The organism is Hydrogenophaga sp. (genome assembly GCF_022844385.1).
Classification (GTDB): domain Bacteria; phylum Pseudomonadota; class Gammaproteobacteria; order Burkholderiales; family Burkholderiaceae_C; genus Hydrogenophaga.
On record NZ_JALHLX010000088.1, the window covers coordinates 1 to 14713 of the forward strand.

Consider the following 14713-nt stretch of genomic DNA (forward strand, 5'->3'; position numbering starts at 1 on the left):
CGTGGCCGCCGATGACCGGACCCGCCGGAGAAAAAGAGGCCTGGACAACAATAGCCTCATGCGCCTAAGACACATCGAAGTTTTCAACGCCGTCATGCAGACCGGCAGCGTCAGTGCTGCCGCCCGCATGATCAATGTGACGCAGCCGGCGGTCAGCCGCACCTTGCAGCATGCCGAGCTGCAACTGGGCTTCCAGCTGTTCCAACGGGTCGGCGGACGACTCAAGCCCACGGTTGAAGCGCAGACCCTCTACCCGCACATCGAACGCCTGTTTGCCCAGCTCGACGAAGTGCAGCGCCTCTCGGCCAGCCTGAAGGCCGGACGCGGCAAGGGGGAGTTGCGGGTGCTCACCGTGCTGGCGCTCAGCTACGAGGTGTTCCCGCTGGCCATGCGCCTTTTCCGCGAAAAACACCCGGCGGTGGTGGTGCACCACGAGGCTTTGCATTCACCGCAGATCGTGTCGTCGCTGGTGTTGCAGGAGGCCGACGTGGGTTATGTGTTCAACGCCGTCACGCACCCGACCCTGGCCCAGGAGCGTCTGGCCGAACGGCGCGTGGAGTGTGTGGTGCCCAAAGGTTTGCTGAGCGCGAAACAGGTCAAGGGCGGCACGATCACGCTGGCGCAACTCTCAAAATTGCCGGTGATCGCGCTCGATGGACAGGACCCGCTGGGCATGCTGCTGGCCCACACCGTGCGCGAGGCGGGCGCCGGGCTCAACGAAGTGATGACGGTGCAGACCTACCACGTGGCCCTGGCGCTGGCCCACCACGGGGTGGGCGTTGCCATGGTGGAAGGGTGCACGGCGGCTTCAGCCGATCGGGAGCGGGTTGATGTGCTCACGCTGGAGCCGGCCATCGCCACCTCGGTGCACATGCTGCGGCCCACGGCCCGGCCGAATTCGCTGACCACGCGTGCCTTCACACGCTGCATGCAGCAAGCCCTGCAGCAGCTGGGCTGAACGAGGCCGAGAGTTCGCGCGCCACCCGCTCGGCGCTGCCAAAGGCCAGCGTGAAGCCCAGCGCGCCGTGGCCGGTGTTGAAGAACAGGTTGGACGGCGATCCGCGCAGGCGGCCCAGCACCGGCAGACCGGTGGGGGTGGCGGGGCGCAGGCCGGCCCAGGGGCTCACCTCGGCGGAGGGCTCCATCTGCGGAAAGACATCGCGCACGCTCGCCAGCAGCGACTGGATCCGTCCAGGATCAATGGTCCGGTCGTGCCCCACCAGCTCGGCCATGCCGGCCACGCGCAGGCGCTCGCCGATGCGGGCGAACACCACCTTGCGTGACACGTCCGTCACGTTGACGCGGGGCGAGGCCGCCGTGGCGGGCAGCGTGATGCTGTAGCCCTTGAGCGGGTACACGGGCACGTTGAGTCCCAGGGGGCGGGCAAGCGCCTGTGAGGCCGAGCCCAGCGCCACGACGAACGCATCGGCCTCGATCGGGCCGTTCGGGGTTTCTGCCGAGTGAATGCGTCCCTTGCTGCGCACCAGCCGGGTGACGGGGGTGTTGAAGATGAAACGCACGCCGCGCGCCTGCAGCAGACGCTGCAATTCCTGGCACACCTTGAAGCAGTCCGCCGCGCATTCGCCCGGCGTGTGAATGGCGCCTGCAAAGCGCGCTGCGTAGCCACTCAGGGCGGGTTCGACAGCAACCGCTTCCGTGGGCGACAGGGCGTGCTGCACGGTGCCCAGGGCGCGCTGCAGATCCATCTGCCTGCGAGCAGCGGCAAAGCCGGCTTCATCCGAATGCAGCACGAGTTTTCCGGTGGTGGAAAAGTCGCAGTCGATGTTTTCCTGGGCGAGCAATCGCTCGAAGCCAGCCCGGCTTTCCGCCGCCAGGGTCAACAGCGCGGTCGTGGTGTTGGCGGACACGCTGGCGCGGCACGCGGCGAGAAACTGCAGGCCCCAGGCCCATTGCTGTGGGTCCATCTGTGGCCGCAACTTCAGGGGGGAGTCGCTGGCCAGCAGGAGCTTGGGCAACTGGCGCCAGATGCCCGGGTCGGCCAGGGGCTGCACGTAGGCGTAGCTCAGTTGTGCGCCGTTGGCCGCGCTCGCACCGGAGCCGGCCTGCGCGCTGTCGACCACCGTCACGGCATGGCCATCTCGCAGCAGCTGCCAGGCGGTGGCCAGGCCGACGATGCCGGCGCCGAGGACGCAGACATGCAGGGGGGGTTGAGAGCGGTTGTGCATGGAGAGCCACTGTAGGCAGATGCATGGCTTCTGAAAAATGCCGACTGCGAAATCACCCATGCCGCAAAGTCATGGATCGCTGCCATAAAGGCATTTTTCCAGGAGGCCAGCGCTGCCTACACTGGCTGCTTGTCAACCCGCCTGTTTGTTCCATGCCCGTATCCAGCCTGCCCGGTTCCCGTGTCTTTCACCGCCAGCTGAGTCACCAACTCCCCACCGCTGTGAGCGGTCGGGGCATCACGCTCACCGATGCGGGGGGCAAGACCTACCTTGATGCTTCGGGCGGCGCTGCCGTGTCCTGCCTGGGCCACGGCCATCCCGATGTGATCGCCGCGATGCACGCGCAGATCGACAAGCTCGCCTATGCACACACCAGTTTTTTCACCACCGAGGTGGCCGAGGAACTGGCCGACCTGCTGATCGAGACGGCCCCGCCCGGCATGAGCCATGTGTATTTCGTGAGCGGCGGATCGGAGGCCATGGAAGCGGCCCTGAAGATGGCGCGCCAGTATTTCGTGGAGATCGGTCAGCCGCAGCGGCGTCACTTCATTGCACGACAACAGAGCTACCACGGCAACACGCTCGGGGCACTGGCCGTGGGCGGCAACGCCTGGCGGCGCGAGCAGTTCAAGCCACTGTTGATCGACGTGACCCACGTGGCGCCGTGCTACGAGTACCGCCACCGGCGCGACGACGAAACCGCCGAACAGTATGGCCAGCGCCTGGTAGCCGAGCTGTCCGATGCGATTGACCGCCTGGGTGGCGAGAACGTGATGGCTTTCGTGGCCGAGACTGTGGGGGGCGCCACTGCGGGTGTGCTCACCCCGGTGCCCGGTTATTTCAAGGCGATCCGCGAGCTGTGCGACCGGCACGGCATCCTGCTCATCCTGGACGAGGTCATGTGCGGCATGGGCCGCACCGGCACCCTGCACGCCTGTGAGCAGGAAGGCGTGGTGCCCGACCTGCTCGCCATCGCCAAAGGTTTGGGCGGTGGTTACCAACCCATCGGCGCGGTGCTGGCGCAGGGCAGGGTGGTGGACGCGTTCCGGCAGGGCAGCGGTCTGTTCCAGCACGGCCACACCTACCTGGGCCATGCGGTGGCGTGCGCTGCCGCGCTGGCCGTGCAGCGCGTGATCCAGCGCGATGGCTTGCTGGCCCAGGTGCGCGAGCGCGGGCAGCAACTGCAGGCCTTGCTGCACCAGGCCTTTGACAGCCATCCCCACGTGGGCGACATCCGCGGACGCGGCCTGTTCCGGGGTGTGGAGCTGGTGGCGAACCGGCAGGACAAGGCCTGGTTCGACCCCGCGCTGAAACTGCATGCCCGCATCAAGCGCGAAGCGATGGCGGGCGGGCTGATGGTCTATCCCATGGGCGGCACGGTGGATGGGCGCTGTGGTGATCATGTGTTGCTCGCGCCGCCGTTCATTGCCACCGAGGCCGAGCTGGAGCGCATCGTCGCGCTGCTGGGCGCCGCCATTGACCGGTCGGTTGGGGGCATGAATGCCTTATAAGTACGGCTACTTGTCCATTAGTGTTCAGAAAACCATGGGCAAACCCGGTGAGCATCGACCTTCAGGCGAGGTAGCATCACCGGCTTTCCCGCGCACCCGGACCGGTATCCAGCCGGCCCTTTTCACCACCCCAGGAGTCAGCATGAAAACCTTTCTGAAATCTTCCGCATCCCGCCTCTCGCTCGTGGCAGCCGCCCTGGTGCTGTCGGCACCGCTCTCGTCGGTGCAGGCGCAGCAGAAGTTCATGACCATCGGCACGGGTGGCGTGACGGGCGTGTACTACGTGGCCGGTGGCGCCATCTGCCGCCTGATCAACAAGGACCGCGCCAAGCACGGTTACCGCTGCACGGTGGAGTCCACCGGTGGTTCGGTGGCCAACATCAACACCATCAACGGCGGCGACCTCGACTTCGGCGTGGCCCAGTCGGACGCACAGTTCAATGCCGTCAAGGGCGTGAAGGCGTTTGACGGCAAGGCTGTGCCCGACCTGCGCGCCGTGTTCTCCCTGCACCCCGAGCCACTGACGCTGGTGGCCCGCAAGGAAGCCAACATCAAGAGCCTGGCCGATCTCAAAGGCAAGCGCGTGGCCATCGGCAACCCTGGCTCCGGGACACGTTCGTCGGTGGACGAACTGCTGGTGACCGCCAGCCTCAAGGGCAGCGACTTCTCGGCCGTGTCCGAGCTCAAGCCCGACGAGCACGGCGCAGCCTTGTGCGACAACAAGATCGACGCCTTCTTCTACGTGGTCGGTCACCCCAGCGCCAACATCCAGGACCCGATGACCACCTGCGGTGCGCAGCTGGTCAACATCACCGGTGCCCCGATCGACAAGCTGGTGGCCGCCAACTCGTTCTACTCGGACGCCAAGATCCCCGCCAAGACCTACCCGTCGCAGGCCGATGTGCTCTCCACCTACGGCGTGCTGGCCACGGTGGTGACCTCGTCCAAGAAGTCGGATGACGAGGTTTATCTGTTCGTCAAGGCCGTGTTCGACAACTTCGACGAGTTCAAGAAGTTGCACCCTGCCTTCGCGGGCCTGACGCCCGAGAAGATGGTCCAGGCCGGCCTGTCGGCACCGCTGCACACCGGTGCAGCCAAGTACTACAAGGAAAAGGGCTGGATCAAGTAATTCCCCGATCCGCTCTCTCCCGTCGCCCCATGTTGGTCCCCCCGACATGGGGCGATTTCGCTTCCTGAAGATACCGACCCGTCCCAGACTCCGCACTTCAATCCAACGCAAGGAACCGTCCTGTGAGCGCAAAAGAAAACGTCGCCGAGATCGATGTCAACAAGCTGGTGGAGGAGAACGACACGGGTGGGCGGCAGCCGGGCCCGGTGGTGGCCAAGCTGTTGATGGGTGTGGCACTGGTGTGGTCGCTGTTCCAGCTCTGGATCGCCTCGCCACTGCCGTACCTGGTGTCCAACCTGATGCCGGTGCTCAACGACACCCAGACGCGGGCCATCCACCTCGCCTTCGCCGTCTTCCTGGCCTACATGGCCTATCCGGCCAGCAAGCGTTCGCCGCGCGACCGCGTGCCGTTGCTGGACTGGGTATTTGCCATCGCGGGCGCCTACGCCGCCGCCTACATTTTTGTTTTCTACCGCGAACTGGCCACCCGCCCGGGCATGCCGCTGCCGGTTGACGTGTGGACCGCCGTGGTCGGTGTGGTCCTGCTGCTGGAAGCCACCCGGCGCGTGCTGGGCCTGCCCATGGTGATCGTAGCCCTGGTGTTCCTTGGCTACACCTTCGCCGGACCCTACATGCCCGACCTGATTGCGCACAAGGGCGCCTCGCTGGACCGGGCCATGACCCACCAGTGGCTCACCACCGAGGGCGTCTATGGCGTGGCGCTGGGGGTTTCCAGCGGCTTCATCTTCCTGTTCGTGCTGTTCGGCTCCCTGCTCGACAAGGCCGGCGCCGGCAACTACTTCATCAAGTCGGCGTTTGCCCTGCTGGGCCACATGCGCGGCGGCCCGGCCAAGGCGGCCGTGGTCTCGTCGGCGGCCACCGGCATCATTTCCGGCTCGTCGATCGCCAACGTGGTCACCACCGGCACCTTCACCATCCCGCTCATGAAGCGTGTGGGTTACCGCGGCGACCAGGCCGGCGCTGTGGAAGTGTCGAGTTCGGTCAACGGACAGATCATGCCGCCGGTGATGGGCGCGGCGGCCTTCCTCATGGTGGAGTACGTGGGCATTCCCTACGTCGAAGTCATGAAACACGCCTTTCTGCCGGCGATCATTTCCTACATCGCGCTGTTCTACATCGTGCACCTGGAAGCCCTGAAGGCCAACATGGAGGGACTGCCCCGCCGCGGCACCAGCACCGCGTCACAGCGCCTGGTCTCGTTCCTCATGACGGTCACCGGCTTCATCGTGCTGGCCGGCATCACCTACTACGTGATCGGCTTCTTCAAGTCGGCGCTCGGTGAAGCGGCCGTGCCGGCGATTGGCGCCTTGCTGTTGTCGGCCTACATTGCGTTGCTCTGGTTCGGCTCGCGCCAGCCGGTGCTGGAGCTCGACGACCCGAACGCCCCGGTGTTCGAATTGCCCGAGACCGGCCCCACCGTGAAGTCGGGCCTGCACTACCTGCTGGCCGTGGTGGTGCTCGTGTGGTGCCTGATGATCGAGCGCCTGTCGCCCGCGCTCTCGGCCTTCTGGGCCACCATGTTCATGGTGTTCGTGATGCTGACGCAGAAACCCATCACCGGGTTCTTCCGGGGCGATCACCGATTTCTGGCCCAGGCGCGAGAAGGCTGGAATGACCTGATCGATGGCCTCGTGACCGGCGCACGCAACATGATCGGCATCGGCGTGGCCACCGCAGCGGCCGGCATCATCGTGGGCACGGTCTCGCTCACGGGCGTGGGCCTGGTCATGACCGAACTGGTCGAGCTGCTCTCGGGTGGCAACCTCATGCTCATGCTGGTGCTGGTGGCGGTCATCAGCCTCATTCTGGGGATGGGCCTGCCTACCACTGCCAACTACATCGTGGTGTCCACCCTCATGGCGCCAGTGATCGTGGAACTCGGTGCCCAGAACGGCCTGATCGTGCCCTTGATCGCCGTGCATCTCTTTGTTTTCTACTTCGGTCTCATGGCCGACGTGACGCCTCCCGTGGGTCTGGCTTCGTTCGCGGCAGCCGCCATCGCCAAGCACGACCCCATCCAGACCGGCATCACGGCCTTCTACTACAGCATGCGCACGGCCATCCTGCCGTTCCTGTTCATCTTCAACACACAGTTGTTGCTGATTGGCCTGGACAGCTGGCCGCACCTGGTGCTGACGGTGGTCATCGCGATCACAGCCATGCTGGTGTTTGCTGCCGCTACGCAGGGTTTCTTCATCGTCAAGAGCCGCTGGTACGAGTCGGTGGCCCTGCTGCTGGTGTGTTTCACCTTGTTCCGCCCCGGCTTCTGGATGGACATGATTTACCCGCCCTTCGATGAGGTCAAAGGTGCGGCGATGTCGCAAGTGATAGCCGACGCGCCAGCCAACACCGGTAAAAGGGTCTGGATCGAAGGCATGAACATGAACGGGGACGATGTGCGCAAGGGGGTGTTGATCCCGCTGGGCGAGCCCGGCGACGCGACGAAGCGTTTGTCCAGTGCGGGTCTGACCGTGATGAACGATGGCGAGAGCCTGTCGGTCATGGGCGTGAAGTTCGGCAGCGTGGCGGAGAAGCTGGGCATTGAGCAGGGCTTCCGCATCACGTCGCTGGAAGTGCCCTCCAACAGACCGGCCAAAGAGTGGTTCTTCATTCCGGGCCTGCTGCTGCTCGCCGCGGTGGTGGTCGCCCAGCGCGCCCGTCGCCCGCGCTGAAGTGGGTCCCTCCATGACGTCCAAGGATCAGCCCGCGCCCCGGATTGCGCTCATCCACGCATTGGCGCACTCGGTGGCGCCCATCAACGAAGAACTGGAGCGCCGCTGGCCCGAAGCGGTTCGCATGAACCTGCTCGACGACAGTCTTTCGGCCGACCTGGCGCGCAACGGCAGGGGGCTTGACGCCGTCATGCACCAGCGGTTCGAGGATCTGTCGGCCTATGCCGAACGAACGGGCGCCGATGCCATCCTGTTCACTTGTTCCGCCTTTGGACCGTGCATCGAGGCAGCGGCGGCGCGCCGGCTCCGCATGCCGGTGCTCAAGCCCAACGAAGCCATGGTGGCCGATGCCGTTGGGCATGGCGGGCGCATCGGGTTGATCGCGTCCTTTGGCCCCACGCTCGAATCGATGCCGCCGGAGTTTCCGGCGGGCACCGAACTGGTCACCCGTCTGGCCGAGGGTGCGCTCGAAGCACTCAACCGGGGCGACACGGCAGACCACGACGCGCGGGTGGTTGAAGCCGCGCGCTGGCTGGCCAGCCAGGGTTGCGACGTGATTGCGCTGGCCCAGTTCAGCATGGCGCGCGCACAAATGGCGGTGCACCGGGCGGTAGACCTGCCCGTGCTCACCACGCCGGGCAGCGCCGTGCGCATGTTGCGCCATCGACTGGGAGCCTGAGCCGCAGCCGGGCTGCCCGCAGGCAAGGGCTACAATCTAGGGTTGCCGTGAGGAGGACAAGGCGCAGCGCAGACACCCCATGCGCCAAGCCGGACACCCCCAACCAGGCGCGCGGGTGGCGAAATTGGTAGACGCACCAGGTTTAGGTCCTGACGCCAGCAATGGTGTGGGGGTTCGAGTCCCCCCCCGCGCACCACCACAGACACATGCATTCCCCGGTTCGTCCAGACTGGCTGGCCGGACCGCAATTTTTGGGCATCACCCTTTTGGAGAGAACCATGACCGTGACCGTTGAAACCCTGGAAAAGCTCGAGCGCAAGATCACGCTGTCGCTGCCGGCCACTGTGATCCAGAACGAGGTGTCGAATCGCCTCAAGCGCCTGGCGCGCGATGTGAAGATGGACGGTTTCCGTCCCGGCAAGGTGCCGATGAACGTGGTTGCCCAGCGCTACGGTTATTCGGTGCACTACGAAGTGATGAACGACAAGGTCGGCGAGGCTTTCGCCACCGCCGCCAACGAAGCACAACTTCGCGTGGCCGGTCAGCCCAAGATCACCGAAAAGGAAGGCGCGCCCGAGGGCGAGCTGACCTTCGACGCCGTGTTCGAGGTGTATCCCGAAGTCAAGATCGGTGACTTGACCACCGCTGCTGTGGAGAAAGTCTCGGCCGACGTCGACGCCGCTGCCATCGACCGCACCCTGGACATCCTGCGCAAGCAGCGCCGCACCTTCGCGCAACGCGCGCAAGACCAGGCCGCCCAGGACGGCGACCGCGCCACCATCGACTTCGCCGGCAAGATCGACGGCGAGCCGTTTGAAGGCGGCAAGGCCGAAGCCTTCCAGTTCATCGTGGGCGATGGCCAGATGCTCAAGGAATTCGAAGACGCCGTGCGCGGCATGAAGCAGGGCGAGAGCAAGACCTTCCCGCTGGCCTTCCCCGAGGACTACCACGGCAAGGACGTGGCCGGCAAAACCGCCGACTTCCTGGTCACGGTCAACAAGCTGGAGGCCGCCCACCTGCCCGAAGTGGACGAAGCCCTGGCCAAGTCGCTCGGCATTGCCGACGGCACGGTTGAAGGCCTGCGCGCAGACATCAAGAAGAACCTGGAGCGCGAAGTCAAGTTCCGCCTGCAGTCTCGCAACAAGCAATCCGTGATGGACGCGCTGGTGGCCGTGTCCGAGCTGGACCTGCCGAAGTCGGTGGTGCAGTCCGAACTCGACCGCTTGGTGGAAGGCGCCCGCGCCGACCTCAAGCAGCGTGGCGTGAAAGACGCCGAGAAGGCCCCGATCCCCGAAGAGCTGTTCCGCCCGCAGGCCGAGCGCCGCGTGCGCCTGGGTCTGGTGGTCGCCGAGCTGGTGCGAGCCAACGAATTGCACGCCAAACCCGAGCAGATCAAGGCCCACATCGAAGAACTGGCTGCCTCCTACGAAAAGCCTGCCGACGTGGTGCGCTGGTACCAGGGCGACAACCGCCGCATGGCCGAAGTCGAAGCCATCGTGATTGAAAACAACGTGACCGAGTTCGTCCTGTCCAAAGCCCAGATCACGGAAAAGGCGGTCAGCTTTGACGAGCTGATGGCGCAGAACTGATCGACCCGCCGGGTCGGATCGCAGAGGGCGGAGCGATCCGCCCTTTTTTTCGCCGGTTTGAACCCCACGTGCGAACAACCGGTGTTTCCGGGGGGGCTTCAACGCCCATCGCCCTTGTGTGAATACGGCCACAGTGGGTTGGTTACAGTAGTGAGACGGCAATGCAACAACACATGGAGAAACGCATGAGCGCAATGGATATTCAAGGCCTGGGCATGGTGCCCATGGTGATCGAGACATCGGGCCGTGGTGAGCGCGCCTACGACATCTACTCCCGCCTGCTCAAAGAGCGCGTGATCTTCCTCGTGGGTGAGGTCAACGACCATTCGGCGAATCTGGTGGTGGCGCAGTTGCTGTTCCTGGAAAGCGAGAACCCGGACAAGGACATTTCCTTCTACATCAACTCGCCCGGCGGCTCGGTGAGCGCCGGCATGGCGATCTTTGACACGATGAACTTCATCAAGCCCGATGTCTCGACCTTGTGCTGCGGTTTTGCGGCCAGCATGGGCGCCTTTCTGCTGGCGGCGGGCACCAAGGGCAAACGCTTCTCGTTGCCCAACTCCAAGATCATGATCCACCAGCCGTCGGGCGGCAGCCGTGGTCAGGCCACCGAGATCGAAATCCAGGCCCGCGAGATCCTCAAGACCCGCGAGCAGCTCAACAAGATCCTGGCCGAGCGCACCGGCCAGCCGCTGGACCGCATTGCCCGCGACACCGAGCGCGACTACTACATGTCTGCAGCCGAATCGGCCGAATACGGCCTGATCGACAAAGTCATCGACAAGCGCCCGAGCGCGACCTGAGCCCGACGGGTCAGCCAAAAGCGGGAGACAGTGCCCATAAAGGTGCTTTTCCCGGGTTTGGCCCCCGCAAGGCTTGATCTATCATTGTTCTCACTGACTCACCTGACGCCCCTCTATGGCCGACAAAAAAGCGACCTCCAGCGAAAAAGCGCTCTACTGCTCCTTCTGCGGTAAGAGCCAGCACGAGGTCAAAAAGCTCATCGCCGGCCCCTCGGTGTTCATTTGCGACGAGTGCATCGACCTGTGCAACGACATCATCCGTGACGAGTTGCCGGGTCTTGAGTCCGTCAAGGCGTCGGGCGAAGATGTGCCCACGCCCTCCGACCTCAAGTCCAACCTCGACAACTACGTGATCGGCCAACAGGGTGCGAAACGTGCCTTGGCCGTGGCGGTCTACAACCACTACAAGCGTCTGCGCCACAAGCAGACCGCCCGCAAAGACGATGTGGAGCTGGCCAAGAGCAACATCCTGCTGATCGGGCCCACGGGTTCCGGCAAGACGTTGCTGGCCCAGACCATGGCGCGCATGCTCAACGTGCCGTTCGTCATGGCGGACGCCACCACCCTGACCGAAGCCGGCTACGTGGGTGAAGACGTTGAAAACATCGTGGCCAAGTTGCTGCAGAGCTGCAATTACGACGTCGAGCGCGCTCAACAGGGCATCGTCTACATCGACGAAATCGACAAGATCACGCGCAAGTCCGACAACCCGTCCATCACCCGCGACGTGTCGGGTGAGGGCGTTCAGCAGGCCTTGCTCAAGCTCATCGAAGGCACCATGGCATCGGTGCCGCCGCAAGGCGGCCGCAAGCATCCCAACCAGGACTTTCTGCAGGTCGACACGACCAACATCCTGTTCATCTGCGGTGGAGCGTTTGCCGGCCTGGAAAAAATCATCGAGAACCGCACCGAGGCCTCCGGCATCGGCTTTGGGGCCACGGTGAAGAGCAAGAAGCAGCGCAGCCTGACCGAAGCGTTCAAGGAGATCGAACCCGAAGATTTGATCAAGTTCGGCCTGATCCCCGAGCTGGTCGGTCGCGTGCCCGTGATCGCCGCGCTGTCGGAACTCAGCGAAGACGCTTTGGTCGAAATCCTCACCGAGCCCAAGAACGCGGTGGTGAAACAGTTCTCCCGTCTGCTGGCCATGGAAGGCGCCGAGCTGGAAGTGCGTCCGGCCGCGCTCAAAGCGATTGCACGCAAGGCACTGGCTCGAAAGACCGGTGCGCGCGGACTGCGCTCAATTCTGGAAAACGCTTTGATCGACACCATGTTTGACCTGCCGAGCATGAACAACGTCGAAAAGGTGGTGGTGGACGAATCCACCATCGACGAAAACAAGCCACCTCTGCTGGTTTACCGCGAGGCGGCCAAGCAGGCCTGAACAGGCCTGCAACCACGGGCGCTGCTGACAGCGCCCCAGCGATGCGTCCGGTTGATATCGCCCGCACCAACCCCAGTTACCCGTTTTAGTCGAGGTTGAAATGTCCGGACAAACTCCTCTCCCCAGCTCCCCGGTGGAACTCCCGCTGCTGCCCCTGCGCGACGTGGTGGTGTTCCCGCACATGGTCATTCCGTTGTTCGTGGGTCGCCCCAAGAGCATCAAGGCGCTTGAATCCGCCATGGAGTCCGAGCGCCGCATCATGCTGGTGGCACAAAAAGCCGCGGCCAAGGACGAGCCTTCGACGGATGACATGTTCGAGATGGGTTGCGTGGCCACCATCCTGCAGATGCTCAAGCTGCCTGACGGCACCGTGAAGGTGCTGGTCGAAGGCGTGCAGCGGGCCAAGGTGCTTGCCATCCGCGACGGCGAGAGCCATTTCATCGCCAGCGTGAGCCCGGTGGACCCGGCGGTCGAGCGTGCAGACACACAGTCCAACGAACTCGAGGCCCTGCGTCGCGCGGTGATGCAGCAGTTTGACCAGTACGTCAAACTCAACAAAAAGATTCCGTCCGAGATCCTCACCTCGATCTCCAGCATCGACGATCCGGGTCGCTTGGCCGACACGATTGCTGCGCATCTGCCGCTGAAGCTCGAATCCAAACAGGTCGTGCTAGACCTCGACCCGATCAACAAGCGACTCGAAAACCTGTTCGAGCAGTTGGAGCGCGAAGTCGACATCCTCAACGTTGACAAGAAGATCCGTGGTCGCGTGAAGCGCCAGATGGAAAAGAACCAGCGCGACTTCTACCTGAACGAACAGGTCAAGGCGATCCAGAAGGAACTGGGTGAAGGCGAAGAGGGCGCGGACATCGAGGAGATCGAGAAGAAGATCAAGGCCGCCAAAATGCCCGCAGAAGCGCGCAAGAAGGCCGATGCCGAGTTCAAGAAGCTCAAACTGATGTCGCCCATGTCGGCTGAGGCCACCGTGGTGCGCAATTACATCGACGCCTTGGTGGCACTGCCCTGGAGCAAGAAGACCAAGATCAGGCACGACCTGGCGCACGCCGAGGCGGTGCTCAATGAAGACCACTACGGCCTTGAGAAGGTCAAGGACCGCATCCTGGAGTATCTTGCTGTGCAACAGCGCGTGGACAAGGTCAAGGCGCCCATCCTGTGCCTGGTGGGCCCACCCGGTGTGGGCAAGACCTCGCTCGGGCAGTCGGTGGCCAAGGCTACCGGGCGCAAGTACGTGCGCATGGCCCTGGGCGGCATGCGCGATGAGGCTGAGATCCGGGGCCACCGCCGCACCTACATTGGCGCCATGCCGGGCAAGGTGCTGCAGAGCCTGACCAAGGTGGGCACGCGCAACCCGCTGTTCCTGCTCGACGAAATCGACAAGCTGGGCACCGACTTCCGCGGCGACCCTTCCAGCGCATTGCTCGAAGTGCTGGACCCCGAGCAGAACCACACATTCGGTGACCACTATGTGGAGGTCGACTTCGACCTGTCCGACGTGATGTTCGTGGCGACCTCGAACTCGATGAACATTCCACCGGCCCTGCTGGACCGCATGGAAGTGATCCGCCTCTCGGGCTACACCGAAGAGGAAAAGACCAACATCGCCATGCGTTACCTGCTGCCCAAGCAGCTCAAGAACAACGGCCTGAAAGAGGGCGAGCTGGAGGTGAAGGAAGAGGCCGTGCGTGACATCGTGCGCTACTACACCCGCGAAGCCGGCGTGCGTTCGCTGGAGCGAGATCTCTCCAAGATCTGCCGCAAGGTGGTCAAGGGCCTGCTGCTCAAGAAATACACACCCACGGTGATCGTGGACGCCGAAAACCTCAACGATTTCCTGGGTGTGCGCAAGTACAGCTACGGCCGTGCCGAGGCCCAGAACCAGGTGGGCCAGGTGGTCGGTCTGGCGTGGACCGAAGTGGGGGGCGATCTGCTGACCATCGAGGTTGCGATCATGCCGGGCAAGGGCATCATCACCCGCACCGGTTCGCTGGGTGACGTGATGAAGGAGTCGGTGGAAGCTGCACGCACGGTGGTGCGCAGCCGTGCCCGCATGCTGGGCATCAAGGACGAGCAGTTCGACAAGCGCGACATCCACATCCACGTGCCGGATGGCGCGACGCCCAAGGATGGTCCGAGCGCGGGAGCTGCCATGACCACGGCCTTGGTGTCGTCCATCACCGGCATTCCGGTGCGGGCCGATGTGGCCATGACGGGTGAGATCACCCTGCGTGGCGAGGTCACGGCGATCGGCGGCTTGAAAGAGAAGCTGCTGGCTGCGCTGCGCGGTGGTATCAAAACGGTGATCATCCCCGAAGAGAACGTCAAGGATCTCGCCGACATTCCGGACAACGTCAAGCAGGGTCTGGAGATCGTGCCGGTGAAATGGATCGACAAAGTGCTGGCGATTGCACTCGAACGCCAGCCCGTTCCCTTGACCGACGAAGAGGTGGCGGCGCAGATTGCGGCGGCTTCCACGCGTGCGCCCACGCCCGGGCAGGACGCGGTGAAACACTGATCAAAAAATTTCAGGGGGCTTGAAAGAGGGCCGATTTCTGATGTAGAATTTCGGTTTCCGGCAGACAAGCGGAACAGCAGATAAAAATGCTGAAAAATGCGGGAATAGCTCAGTTGGTAGAGCGCAACCTTGCCAAGGTTGAGGTCGCGAGTTCGAGTCTCGTTTCCCGCTCCAGATTCAAAAAGGGAAGCTCTGCTTCCCTTTTTTGT

At 63.7% G+C, this 14713-nt stretch carries 10 protein-coding genes and 2 tRNA genes; 11 read left to right on the forward strand and 1 reads right to left on the reverse strand.

Annotated features, from left to right (window positions below; genetic code table 11):
- Positions 1 to 58 precede the first annotated feature (58 nt).
- Positions 59 to 958, forward strand: a complete 900-nt coding sequence (locus Q0C59_RS13830) for a LysR family transcriptional regulator (RefSeq protein WP_291216449.1) — start codon at positions 59 to 61, stop codon at positions 956 to 958.
- Here the strand turns inward: Q0C59_RS13830 and Q0C59_RS13835 are convergent.
- Positions 918 to 2186, reverse strand: a complete 1269-nt coding sequence (locus tag Q0C59_RS13835; RefSeq protein ID WP_291216451.1) for a D-amino acid dehydrogenase — start codon at positions 2184 to 2186, stop codon at positions 918 to 920. The genes Q0C59_RS13830 and Q0C59_RS13835 overlap by 41 nt on opposite strands.
- Before the next feature lie 152 nt (positions 2187 to 2338).
- On the opposite strand from Q0C59_RS13835, the gene Q0C59_RS13840 reads away from it, so the two are divergent.
- From Q0C59_RS13840 to Q0C59_RS13885, 10 genes are all read left to right on the forward strand, one after another.
- On the forward strand, positions 2339 to 3697 hold the full coding sequence (locus tag Q0C59_RS13840; protein WP_407066563.1) for an aspartate aminotransferase family protein: 1359 nt from the start codon (positions 2339 to 2341) through the stop codon (positions 3695 to 3697).
- 142 nt (positions 3698 to 3839) lie between these two features.
- Entirely contained in the window at positions 3840 to 4826 is a 987-nt protein-coding gene (locus Q0C59_RS13845; RefSeq protein WP_291216453.1) for a TAXI family TRAP transporter solute-binding subunit, read from the forward strand.
- A 122-nt stretch (positions 4827 to 4948) separates the two neighbouring features.
- Positions 4949 to 7519, forward strand: coding sequence for a TRAP transporter permease (locus tag Q0C59_RS13850; protein WP_291216454.1), 2571 nt, complete (start codon positions 4949 to 4951; stop codon positions 7517 to 7519).
- Between the two features lie 13 nt (positions 7520 to 7532).
- Entirely contained in the window at positions 7533 to 8198 is a 666-nt protein-coding gene (locus tag Q0C59_RS13855) for an aspartate/glutamate racemase family protein (RefSeq protein ID WP_291216456.1), read from the forward strand.
- Positions 8199 to 8307: 109 nt separating this feature from the next.
- A tRNA-Leu gene (locus Q0C59_RS13860) sits at positions 8308 to 8394 on the forward strand.
- A gap of 82 nt (positions 8395 to 8476) precedes the next feature.
- Positions 8477 to 9787: a trigger factor gene (tig, locus tag Q0C59_RS13865; RefSeq protein ID WP_291216458.1), complete on the forward strand. Its 1311-nt coding sequence runs from the start codon at positions 8477 to 8479 to the stop codon at positions 9785 to 9787.
- A gap of 185 nt (positions 9788 to 9972) precedes the next feature.
- Entirely contained in the window at positions 9973 to 10590 is a 618-nt protein-coding gene (gene clpP, locus Q0C59_RS13870; protein ID WP_291216460.1) for an ATP-dependent Clp endopeptidase proteolytic subunit ClpP, read from the forward strand.
- Positions 10591 to 10705: 115 nt separating this feature from the next.
- Positions 10706 to 11971, forward strand: coding sequence for an ATP-dependent Clp protease ATP-binding subunit ClpX (gene clpX, locus Q0C59_RS13875; RefSeq protein ID WP_291216462.1), 1266 nt, complete (start codon positions 10706 to 10708; stop codon positions 11969 to 11971).
- 100 nt (positions 11972 to 12071) lie between these two features.
- Complete coding sequence (gene lon, locus Q0C59_RS13880; protein WP_291216464.1) at positions 12072 to 14504, forward strand: endopeptidase La; 2433 nt, start codon at positions 12072 to 12074, stop codon at positions 14502 to 14504.
- 98 nt (positions 14505 to 14602) lie between these two features.
- Positions 14603 to 14678: transfer RNA gene (locus Q0C59_RS13885), tRNA-Gly, on the forward strand.
- Positions 14679 to 14713: the final 35 nt, after the last annotated feature.

Bases quoted from the DNA above. Each gene is read 5' to 3' on its own strand.
- Q0C59_RS13830 (WP_291216449.1), top strand. From the start codon at position 59: ATGCGCCTAAGACACATCGAAGTTTTCAACGCCGTCATGCAGACCGGC.
- Q0C59_RS13835 (WP_291216451.1), bottom strand. From the start codon at position 2,186: ATGCACAACCGCTCTCAACCCCCCCTGCATGTCTGCGTCCTCGGCGCC.
- Q0C59_RS13840 (WP_407066563.1), top strand. From the start codon at position 2,339: ATGCCCGTATCCAGCCTGCCCGGTTCCCGTGTCTTTCACCGCCAGCTG.
- Q0C59_RS13845 (WP_291216453.1), top strand. From the start codon at position 3,840: ATGAAAACCTTTCTGAAATCTTCCGCATCCCGCCTCTCGCTCGTGGCA.
- Q0C59_RS13855 (WP_291216456.1), top strand. From the start codon at position 7,533: ATGACGTCCAAGGATCAGCCCGCGCCCCGGATTGCGCTCATCCACGCA.
- tig (WP_291216458.1), top strand. From the start codon at position 8,477: ATGACCGTGACCGTTGAAACCCTGGAAAAGCTCGAGCGCAAGATCACG.
- clpP (WP_291216460.1), top strand. From the start codon at position 9,973: ATGAGCGCAATGGATATTCAAGGCCTGGGCATGGTGCCCATGGTGATC.
- clpX (WP_291216462.1), top strand. From the start codon at position 10,706: ATGGCCGACAAAAAAGCGACCTCCAGCGAAAAAGCGCTCTACTGCTCC.
- lon (WP_291216464.1), top strand. From the start codon at position 12,072: ATGTCCGGACAAACTCCTCTCCCCAGCTCCCCGGTGGAACTCCCGCTG.